Origin of the sequence: Rhodobacter sp. SGA-6-6, assembly GCF_011043545.1 — a bacterium.
In the GTDB taxonomy this organism is placed as follows: Bacteria; Pseudomonadota; Alphaproteobacteria; order Rhodobacterales; family Rhodobacteraceae; genus Pseudogemmobacter.
Genome location: NZ_JAAKGP010000020.1, coordinates 21,840 through 32,146, shown reverse-complemented (window position 1 = coordinate 32,146; position 10,307 = coordinate 21,840). Strand labels below are relative to the sequence as shown.

Below are 10,307 nucleotides of genomic sequence, written 5' to 3'. Positions count from 1 at the left end.
ATCTGGGACCGCTTCCTGGCCTTCAACCTGGCGCGAGGGAACGACAAGGTTCCGGCCGGGTTCCTGCTCGGTTTCATGCGTCGCTGGCGAACGTCACCTAGTACGGGGATCCGACCGGAGGCTGCGCCTATTTCAACGTCGGAGCAAGCGCCTGATCCACGGCAGCGGGAGTTGCACGACCAGATCAAGGCTGCACCAAGTGGCAACCGGCAGTTTCACGCTTCAGACCTGTGTCGGCTCATCGGGCCGGCGGCTTACGAGGCTCGCGTTCTCGATGTCATCCAACGGTTCGGCTGCCCGAGGTTCACCGCGACGCTCGCCGTTCATGGGCGTGCTGTGATGTCAGGCGAGATCAGCCGGTGATTGAGAAACAGCTATGCTTGGGTACCTTTGAGAATTCCGCTAGCACAGTATGAAAAGCCGAGAGCGTCTTTGCCCAAGACCAGTGTAACTTCGGTTTCTGCCCGTATCGAACGGGCCTTTCACCTGTATCGTAATGCGAGATCGTCATTCCCAGCCCGAAGCTGCCAGTCATGCGGCCCGCAGCACGAAGCGCCTCGTAGGCGCGAACTAGGCCTACGTAGCGGTACCGACTAACGACCACTTTGGTAGTTTCGCGGCCGAGCACCATCCAAATCAAAACTCGACGGAAGCGGACATCCGAACCGTTTACCCGATCAATCCACGGCTCCCTAAATCAGTTTTGCGCTTACCGGGTTCTCGAGCGCGGATCTCCTGTCGGAGGTCTCCTTGTTCCTCTTTTTGAGCTCGATCCTGAAATCGTCGAGCATCTTCAGGTCTGCCTCCATGTCGTCCGGGGACGGCTGCGGTATGTCCCTACCGGCAGACATGTCGTGGCCTGACCGTTCGGACGCTCGCTTCATCGCGAAGAAGATGATCCGGTAGTCTTCGTCGGTGACCGTAACGTCTTTCAATCGGCCCGTCATCACGTCCGGCACGAACCTCACCACGGTCTTAGCAAGGACAAGCTCCTCAACGGCCCGCTCCCAAGATTCGCGTAAGTCCGAGTAAAAATCCTTTGCTTGCCGGCGGTATTCGTCTGTGTCGAAGTTCGTTACGGACTTGAGCTCCGTGGCGCGTTTGCGCAACCTATCAATCCGTGCGTTTAGGTCTGCAACCCACGGCTCGCTGTTCTCGCGGATCACGCCGAATCCCTCGGACTGGGTCTTGGCCACGACCGACTTTATCAGAGGTGCAGCGTCCCCGACTCGAGCTGCCTCCGACACCACCTCGTTGAAGAACACCAGATTGTGCGTGAAGATAATGACCTGCCGCCCTTTCTTCGCCTCGGCGACGAGACGTTGGGCGACCTTGCGAATGCGCAGGTGATCGAGCGAGGACACCGGGTCGTCGATGATGATACCGTAGCGCGGGTCATAGCCTCCGATCTCAGCGAGGAAGCAGGCGAGCGCCAGCGCTCGCTGCTCACCCTCCGAAAGGACCTGGTTGTTCTTCACGGCACCGGCGCCGTGAAGACCCACCGAGAACAGGCTCTTGCCGCCCGAACTCGAATCGCTGACCTTGAACGGGAGGTGGTTTAGGTCGAACGAGCAGATCTCCTCAGCTATCCGGCATTCCAACTCCTCGGTCACGAGCTGTTTACGCAGGGCGGTGATTTGCGTTGAGATCGAACGAGTCGCTACTTGTGTTTGGCAGCTCGCGAGCGATTTTTGCTCCCCGACGTCCCGAAGACGCTGCACGACCGTTTCGATGTCGTTCGCGAGCTTCGCCCGGTCCTTGAGTTCGGCGAGCCGCGCCCGCATGGCATCCAGCGTTTGGGTGTGGGAGGCGCTTTGTTGGAGCGACGAGGCCTCCTCCTCTAGGCGGGCGAGTTCGGCGGAGGACGTCGCGATGAGCGCGGCGACATCCGGAGCGGGCGCCGGGTTCGCCGTCTCGTCCAGCAGAGAAGCTCGCCTGGTCTCGAATTCGCGCAAGATCCTGATGATCTCGGCTACGATTTCCGCACGCGTGGCGTCGAGTTGGCCGTAGGCCGCTAGGCTCTCTTCCACGACCACAACCTCGGGCACTTTGACCTGCTCGACTTGCGAAAGAAGCGCCTGAAGGGCTTTGTGCGCTGCGTCAGCGCGCTTTGTGGCCTCCCCACTCACAAAATCGTTGAAGCGCGCTAGTCGGTCGGCACCAGACGAGGTGAGCGGCTCGAGACACAGGAGGCAAAGGTCGTCGGCCGTCTCCGGCAGACGCTCGGGCGCTGACTCCGCTCCAGCGGCAGCAAACTTGCGCGCTGCCTCGAACAGAATCCGCCACGCCTGGCTGCCGACATTCGCGACGGGTTCGTCCGCAAAGCTGGCGGATGCTGCGATCCTCTCAGCCTCCTCAGCCTGGACGAGCTCCCGGCGTGCGGATACGATTGCCTCGCCAATAGTATCCGAAAGCCCGCTTCGAAGGCTACCCAGCACTTCGCACACACGCTTCAAGACTGCGACGGCGCGGCGGCGCGTCGCAGCCAAGGCGACAGGATCGGCTGCGAGTTCTGCCTCCAGTCGGGCGAGTTCCTCTATTTCCGTCTTGGAAAGTTCAGATAGCGCGCGAAGTTCGTCCTCTGTCGGCAGCAACGAAACCTTTGGATGAAGTTTAGCGAGCGTCAGTGACACAGTGCTACCTGAGGTGTAGCCTGCGGGAAGCGGGACGCGCAGCCGCGATGCGAGGGCCTTCTCTTCTTCGGAGAACTTCGCGGCCATCCTCTGGCACAGTTCGCCATGGTGCTCGAGGATCGCAATTTCGCGGGGAAGGTAGGCGATCCTATTCTCGCCATCGACGTAGAGTCGGGCATTGTGACTATCGAAAACTGAAATCTGACGGAGCTGCGAGGGTGCGGGGGTCGCGGGATCCCACTCGATGTCGGTCACCGCATCGTCGCCGACCTTATAACGCACCTGCACCCGCATTGGCCCGCCGGTGGGGTCGAAGACGTTCCCCCGCAGTTGGTCCGCGGTGAGGCTGCGGCACAGCCGCTTGGCAATGCGTGTGTATCCGCTCTTCCCGCTCCCGTTCTCCCCATACACCAGTGTGATACCCACTGCAGCCATGCGCAGCTTCTGGTCACCGGCGAGCCGGTCGATGTTCTGCACCGGACCAAGCTGCACCAGCACGGTTCGCTGCGCCTCCCGAAATCCGCCTCCGATATGTGAAGCATCGATGGAAATCATGGGGTGAACGGGCGAGGCAGCCCTCGCCGCGGCACGCACGTTGTCGAGGATGCAGTCGGCGTCCGCCTGCTCTACTGAATAATCCGCCGCGATGGCGATCCGCCGCAGGCAGTCCTTCACCCAGTCGGGCTGTTCTGCGGCCCAACCTAACAGATCTTTGGCCATTTTCTCTCTCCTGTAAGGCGAGAATGCTTGCGTCTTTCGACGGACGCAAGCGAGGGGCCACATAAGCCGACGGGCTTCTACCTCATTCGGGCTGGCCGGTGGCAGGGAATCGAGCCGCGCCAGATGCTACGCCTCATCGGGCAAACTGCTTACAAGGCTCGCGTTCTCGATGTCATCCGGAAGTTCGGCTGCCCAAGGTTCATCGCGACGCTCGCCGTTCATGGGCGGGCCATGATGGCGGGAGAAATCGTCCGATCATGAGGGAACGGCAATGTGGCCGAAACGGCAGGCTCGGTTGACTACACCTCGCTCAAAACGGTGTTCGCGCCAATCGGGCTTAATCCGTTGCCGCACCGACCCAGAGAGGACTGCACTTTTTGAACCAGCATTAGATGTAGCCGTTACGCCTCAACTCATTCAAGAACCTGCTTTCTCTTAAGCGCCCCGAATGCTCGATCAGAAGGGATTTCTCTACAGCACGGCGACGTAGGCACACTGCCCCAATCTGGCGAAGACCATCAAAAGAATCTTCACGTTTCAAACATTTTCTTTACGCCACCTTCAATCGAACCTCGCTGGCCCCTCCGCCTGTCTTGATCACCTCGACCTGAACCGGGATCCTATCTTTCATTGCCTGTACATGGCTGATCACGCCCACGGTTCGCCCCTGCGCTTGCAGTCGCTCCAAGGCATCAATGGCAAGATCGAGGCTATCGGAGTCCAGCGACCCAAAGCCTTCGTCAATGAATAAGGTACCGGCCAAGGCACGATGTGTCCCCATGCCCGAAAGGGCCAGAGCGAGCGCCAGAGAAACAAGGAATCTCTCGCCACCCGACAAAGAGCGCGTCGTGCGTCGATCACCGGCCATGTCGAGATCAACGACGAGAAGCGCTAGGTCAGACGCGGCGACCTCCAACTGGTACCGTGGCTTGAGGTCCCTTAGGTGCAGATTCGCACGCTCCACGAGAAGGCCAAGGGTTACGGCCTGCGCGATCTGGGCAAAGCGATCTCCGCTCGCAGAGCCGATGGCGTCATTGATCGCGAGCCATGTATCGGCGGTCGCGCTGGCCTCCTTGATCTCGGTCTCAAGGCCCTTCAACCTTTCCTGCGCTTGAAGGTCTGCTGACTGCTGCTCGATCAACCCGCCGATCTCTTGGGCCCGTTTCTCGACCGCGGCATTGACCTCGTCTTTGCGGGCCTCAAGCTCATCCCGAGGTTTGTCTGGAAGCCCCTTTTCTTCGATGGCAATCAAGGCAGACTCAAGCTCCTTGAGCGCGCCGTCGGCTTCGGTCTTTTCAGTTTGTGCTTTTTGGACCTGTTCGCGGAGGGAAGTGACCTCTGCGTCGGAGGCTGCGTGAAGTGCGATCACGCGCTCAAAAGACAGACCCGCGGCAGCGCACGCGGCCGAAAGCGCCTCCTCAGCGGTCTTCGCACGGATTTCAGCCTGACCAACGGTCTGGCAAGCGGCGGCTAGCGCACTTTCAAAGCCGGCGAGAACGATCGCTTCGCGCCTGGCCGTGGCTTCAACGCGCTGGAGTGCGAGTAGCGCATCTTTTCGCGCATCGTTATGCCGCGTCCGGTGCACCTCCGTAGGCTCACCGCCCAGCAGCGATGCCCTTTCTTCTCTGAGAGCATGGAGGTTCTTGGTCCGCGCATCCCTTTGAGCCGTGGCATCCGCTTCTGCACGCCTTGCGACTGCGAGCTCAGCCGCAGCTCGGGCGATGTCGGGCCCCAGCTCTGCAAGCCGGGCCCGATAGTCGGTGAGGCGACGCTGCGCCTCCGTCAGGTCGGAGACGGCCCTTTGCAGCTCGCTTAGCACGTCCTCTGCGCCCTCGCCGAACGCTTCCACATCGCGGCCAAGCGCCGCGAGGATTGGTCCGACCCGGGTGTCGATCTGCTCGACCGCTGTTCTTGCAGTCTCGATATTCGCGGACAGCTTCTCGATCCTTGACCCGGATCCCGCCATCCTTTGATCAAGATCGCGGATCTGTGCCTCAAGGCGTGCAATCTCACGCCCTTGTGCATCGATCACCCTGGCCGCGTCGTCATGAATCCTGTCGACCTCCTCGAGGCGGTCCCGGTCTTGCTCCAGCTTCTTGCGCCACTCGCCGATCGTCACGACAAGCTGCGCATATACGACATCACCGACACCGGGCTCGCGCGGGAGCCGGTTGTCGAGAGCGGTGCCGTCCAGAAGGCCGCGCGCTTCGGTGAAAGCCTCGATGGCCTTCGCGAGGCGACTGTCGAGCTCTGGCCTGATCGCCGTCTCCTCGGCGCTAATTTTCTCGGCTTCGGCCGCTGTTCCGTCGGCGTTTCGGAGTGCGTCCATCGCCGCAGAGTACGCTTTCTCTTCGGTCTCAAGCTGCAAGCGGAGCTCGGCCGCAAGCTGCGCCAAGGCGCTGTCCTGCATCACAGGATGAGAGAGCGACTGACAGACAGGGCACGGTTCTCCATCCCGGAGATGCTGCCGCAGGCGCGCAGCTTCGGCCGAGACTGCGGCCGCAGCACTGGCGACCGGACGCCTGAGCGTTTCGACCCTTTGCCGGGCGGCCTCGACCTCTGTGGTCGCAATCGCCTTCGCCGCGACCGCAAAGGCAAGCTGTGCGCGCGCATCTGCGATCTTCCTTTCACTCCCGGAGATCACGCTTCGTGCAGCGCCCACCTCTCGATCAGCGCCCTGCACAGCGCGCAGTTCCGTCGCCGCTTGTGACAGACGCACCAATCTGGCGGACGGGTTAGCGGACCTCAACGCCTCGCGCTCACCCGCAACCTGATCCTGCCTTTCGTGGGCAGCCGTGACGGTAGTGTCGGCCCTCCTGATCGCGTCCTGCGCGGTCGTCTTCGTCTTGACGTCAATCGCTATCGAGTCTGTCAGGTCCGCTTTCTCGACCAACCATGCTGCCAGGCTGGTGGCCGCCTCGATACGATCCTGAAGGCGACCCTCGAGCATCGTCCAGTTCGCCAACAACGTCTCGTGGCCGACGACGGCTTCGAGGGTGGCGCTCTCCCGCGCAACAGCCGCCTCGAGCGCCTTCTTGTCCCTCTCCAGGTCCTGCGAAACAGCATCCGCCTGTCTTGCCTGTTCGGCCGCATCGGCGATTTTCGCCTCGGCATCCCGTAATTCGCCCTCTGCGGTCCTCATGTTCCCATCGAGGGTCGTCGCGCGTGTCCAGTCCGGGCCGAGCTTCTTGAACAGCTCTTCCGCCGCGTCGTGATCGGCCTTTGCCGTCTGCACCGCGACGTTCGCTTCCTTCACCAGCGCATCCTGCTGATCATGTTTGATGATGAGGTCATCGCGTGATGCTGAAGCATCGCCGAGAGCTTTGACCGCGATTTCCCGTTCCTTAACCTCGCTGCGCAGGCCACGCGCGCCTTCCCATTCCCTGAGCCAAGCTTGGTTCTCTGCACAGTCTTCAAGCGCTGTTTGCGCTGTTGCCACCCGCTGCCTCGCTTTGGTGACTTTCGTATGGGCTTCGTCCCGCGATTCATACACGGCGATCTCGGCCGAGATCCGCTGAAGTTCCTTGCCATCCAGGGTTTGGAGGTCCCGCAGTTCCCCAATCTGCGCGGACAGGGCTTCGCGCTCATCCCCGGACAAAAGCCTGTGCTCGCCGCGCCGCGTTTCGAGCGAGTCGAGCGAGCGCCGCGCCTCCGCATAACGCTCGAAGACCTTCCGCGAGATCGCTCGATAGATCTCGGTGCCTGTCACCTTTTCGAGGATCGCAGCCCGGTCACCCGTCTTTGCAACGAGAAAGGCATCGAAATCGCCCTGCGCAAGGAGCACTGTCCGCCGGAACTCATCATATGTCAGACCGGTCAGCTCGACGATGCGCTCGTTCACGATGGAGGTTTGCGTCGCGAGAACCTGCTTGTCCGACAGCCGCATCACGCTCCGCTCTACTGCCTGCAGCCGCCCATCCAGTCTTCCCCGCGCCCGGCGAGCCATCCATTCCGCCGCATAGTCCTCTCCGTCGACCGCCCGGAACACTACGCGGGCAAAACCGTTGGAAGCTCCACGGCGAAGTGCCATGCGGGGGTCGTTGGACTTCAGTTCTTGACCATCGACGTCCTCGACGCTTTCCCGAGTGCCAGCACCCGAAAGGCGAGGACAGTCGCCATAGAGGGCCAGACACATCGCATCGAGAAGGCTCGATTTCCCTGCACCGGTCTCTCCCGTGATGGCAAAGAGGCCGGCAGATGAAAGAGGTCCTTCATTGAGTCGGATCGCAAAAGGCTCTGCGAGGCTCGCAATGTTTTCCCCGCTGATCGAGAGAATCTGCATGGCTCACAGGCTCCCCAGAATGTCGCGGAACCCCGCAAGGTGGCGATCGTCAGGAGCTATGCCGTGCCTGCGGCTGAACGCTTGCACGAAGAGGTCCTCGGGTTGCGTGTCCTTGAGGGAGATCACTGGGGCTGCCGAGGCGGCACTCTCTGGATCCGCATCCACGGCACGATGGATTCGAATGCCGGCTGGACGGACGGGCAGCGCGCGCAACAGCGCTTCGGCTTTGCCTATGATCACGGCAGGCGCGTCGGGCCCGGCCGCAAGTTCGACATAGACGAGGGGTCGCAGTCCCATGTCTGGGACAGCGACGACTTCCAGAAGCGCGGCTTCCAAGTCGTCGAGGTTCATCGTCCCTGACTTGGGCAATCGGAGGACCGGAGCCGGCCAGGGGATATCGCGATGGCGTGTCGTGATACTGCGTCCATCGATCTCAAGGATCGTGACGCCGTGACTGTAACGGATTTCGGAAGCCGAGAGCGGAAAGCAACTTCCGGAATATCGGACGCGGCCGCCGTCGAGGCTCTGTGGCCCGTGGAGATGGCCGAGGGCAACATAGTCAAGGCGAGGAGGAAAGATGTCCGGCGGTACCGCGTGCGAGCCGCCGATCAGAATCCGGCGCTCGGCGCCTTCACTCTCAATGCCACCCGTGCAGTGGAGGTGCCCAGTGGCGATAAGGGGCAGATCATCCACGATCTGCTCGACGGCTGCAACGATTTCGGCATGGAAGGACCGTGCTGCGGCCTCAATGCTGAGCCCGGTCTCTGTGTCTGAAAAGGTAACGCCCGTGAGGTCGGCCGCACGGAGGAAAGGGATCGCCAGAACGTAAAGAGCGGGATCGCCGTTTGGACCTGGGATGGCGATGAGATGCTCTCGTGCATCCAGAACGCCAGCTTGTCGGCGCACGGTCCCGATCGCGTGGATATCAAGGCTCTCAAACAGATCGGCGGGTGCTTCTAGACGCAGGGCGGGATCATGGTTGCCGCCCGTGATCACGGTGACGAGTTCTGGGCGCCGACGCTTGAACTCTGCGAGGGACCGATAGAGGAGTCGCTGGCTCTCGCCTGATGGGTTGCTGTTGTCAAATATGTCACCGGCGACGAGGAGGAGATCGATGTCCTCCTCGTCCAGGACGTCGGCGAGCCGCGCGAAGAACACTTCGTGCTCGCGCTCACGGGACCAGCCGTTCAGAGTTTGCCCAATATGCCAGTCGGCGGTGTGCAGTGCGCGCATCAAATCCTCAAAACCAAAGGCATTGATCGACGCAGCCTGCGTCGCAAGAAATCACAAGAGTAAGGCGCTCTTTGGCCATCTCTTGACACGATCTATCTGTTGGAAGCCGCGAGCAAGCCTCAATACGACTGCGCATTTTTATCCGGCCTTCTTCTCGAAAGAGCTATTCGGCGAAACTTTCCTTGACCTGTTCGAGATTGACCGACTTTCGATTTCGCGCGCTTCAACGATACGCCACATCCGGTATCGACCCTGCCCGGTCACTTCGCGGATGAGGTGCCGCGCCTCCATCCAAGCGAGGTTACGCTGAACGGCGGCGCGACTGGCGCCGGTCATTGTCTCGGCCATCGGGGCAGAGACAAGTGGCCATTCAGCAAGTACCGCGCGCAAGGCTTGGGGCGTTCTCCCCGAGAGTGAGGTCATCTCTGCCTCCGCCCGCGCAGCCCATACCTCAACGTCGTCGAGGTGCCGGATCGCGCTCAGGCAAGCCGTTTCCATCCCGTCGAGCCAGCGCATCAAACGGTCGGCGGGTCGGCCTGAAGCACGAAGGCCCCCTGCCCCGCCCATGGCCAGTGGCGCGAAGACTGCCCCTCTGCCCTCACTGGCTGCGATCCGGGCAGCCGTGACTGCCGCCTCCATACGGTCCCCGTGCTGCCCGAGACCCGCCAAGCTCCAAATGTGAAAGCCCATGCAGGCACGGCTGATCGGGTGCAGATCGGCAGCTTGCGCCATCAGGTCCAGCCAACCGCCCGCGCGATCCGCGAATGGCTCCGCCTCATCTGCCAAGTTCGCGGGGTCACGGCGATCCAAGAACGCGGCCAGGTCCACCTCCGGCCCTCGCCCTCCTGTCAGTCGCCGGACCGTCCATCCGACCCGTGCCAGGGCGGCAGTGTCGTCTTGAACTCCAGACAGGCGCAGGGCGATCCAGAGAGCCAGTCGATCCGGCCCGATACGGTCGCCTGCGAACCAGCTTAGGTCGGCCGCTTCGATCAGGGCGAGCCTGTGACGCCAGCCCTCAGGCCCCCTCCGCAACCGCTCGTCCAGCCCACCGAGCCGACCTGCGACACGGGCGAGCCGCGCGGCATTGTCCGCCTCGGCTTTGCGCCAGTCGTCAACGATCCCAGTCTCGCGGGGTTCGGCTCTGGGGCCGGGCGGCAGATCGTCGGGCTCGTCTTCGGTCGGACCGGGCAGGAACCACAGATCGTCTTCCGATCTCTCTTCGGCCTCTTCCACCCCGATCAGATGGTCGTCAAAACTATCAAGTGGAGCAGATGCTTGAGGCTTCATATGTGCAAAATACGCGCGTTTTGCATTTTACCCAAGGATTTTCTCGGGGTACCTCTGCACTTCTTATAGAGCACGCGAGCGCGACTGCCTGCGAGATCTGTCTGATCGCGCACAGCCTGAGGAAACCAAGGGCATTTCGCTGACCTAGGTCT

At 61.7% G+C, this 10,307-nt stretch carries 4 protein-coding genes and 1 pseudogene; 1 reads left to right on the top strand and 4 read right to left on the bottom strand.

What is annotated here, in order from left to right; translation table 11 throughout:
- A pseudogene (locus G5B31_RS19765) lies at positions 1–363 on the top strand (hypothetical protein); the annotation flags it as partial.
- Positions 364–692: 329 nt separating this feature from the next.
- On the opposite strand, the gene G5B31_RS19760 reads toward G5B31_RS19765, so the two are convergent.
- The 4 genes from G5B31_RS19760 to G5B31_RS19745 form a co-directional block, all read right to left on the bottom strand.
- Positions 693–3,353 (bottom strand): AAA family ATPase, encoded by a 2,661-nt coding sequence (locus G5B31_RS19760; RefSeq protein ID WP_165019926.1) that lies wholly within the window; start codon positions 3,351–3,353, stop codon positions 693–695.
- A gap of 550 nt (positions 3,354–3,903) precedes the next feature.
- Positions 3,904–7,635 (bottom strand): AAA family ATPase, encoded by a 3,732-nt coding sequence (locus G5B31_RS19755; RefSeq protein ID WP_165019925.1) that lies wholly within the window; start codon positions 7,633–7,635, stop codon positions 3,904–3,906.
- Positions 7,636–7,638: 3 nt separating this feature from the next.
- Positions 7,639–8,868 (bottom strand): exonuclease subunit SbcD, encoded by a 1,230-nt coding sequence (gene sbcD / locus G5B31_RS19750; RefSeq protein WP_165019924.1) that lies wholly within the window; start codon positions 8,866–8,868, stop codon positions 7,639–7,641.
- 138 nt (positions 8,869–9,006) lie between these two features.
- Positions 9,007–10,155, bottom strand: coding sequence for a hypothetical protein (locus tag G5B31_RS19745; RefSeq protein WP_165019923.1), 1,149 nt, complete (start codon positions 10,153–10,155; stop codon positions 9,007–9,009).
- Positions 10,156–10,307 lie beyond the last annotated feature (152 nt).

Bases quoted from the DNA above. Each gene is read 5' to 3' on its own strand.
- G5B31_RS19760 (WP_165019926.1), bottom strand. From the start codon at position 3,353: ATGGCCAAAGATCTGTTAGGTTGGGCCGCAGAACAGCCCGACTGGGTG.
- G5B31_RS19755 (WP_165019925.1), bottom strand. From the start codon at position 7,635: ATGCAGATTCTCTCGATCAGCGGGGAAAACATTGCGAGCCTCGCAGAG.
- sbcD (WP_165019924.1), bottom strand. From the start codon at position 8,868: ATGCGCGCACTGCACACCGCCGACTGGCATATTGGGCAAACTCTGAAC.
- G5B31_RS19745 (WP_165019923.1), bottom strand. From the start codon at position 10,155: ATGAAGCCTCAAGCATCTGCTCCACTTGATAGTTTTGACGACCATCTG.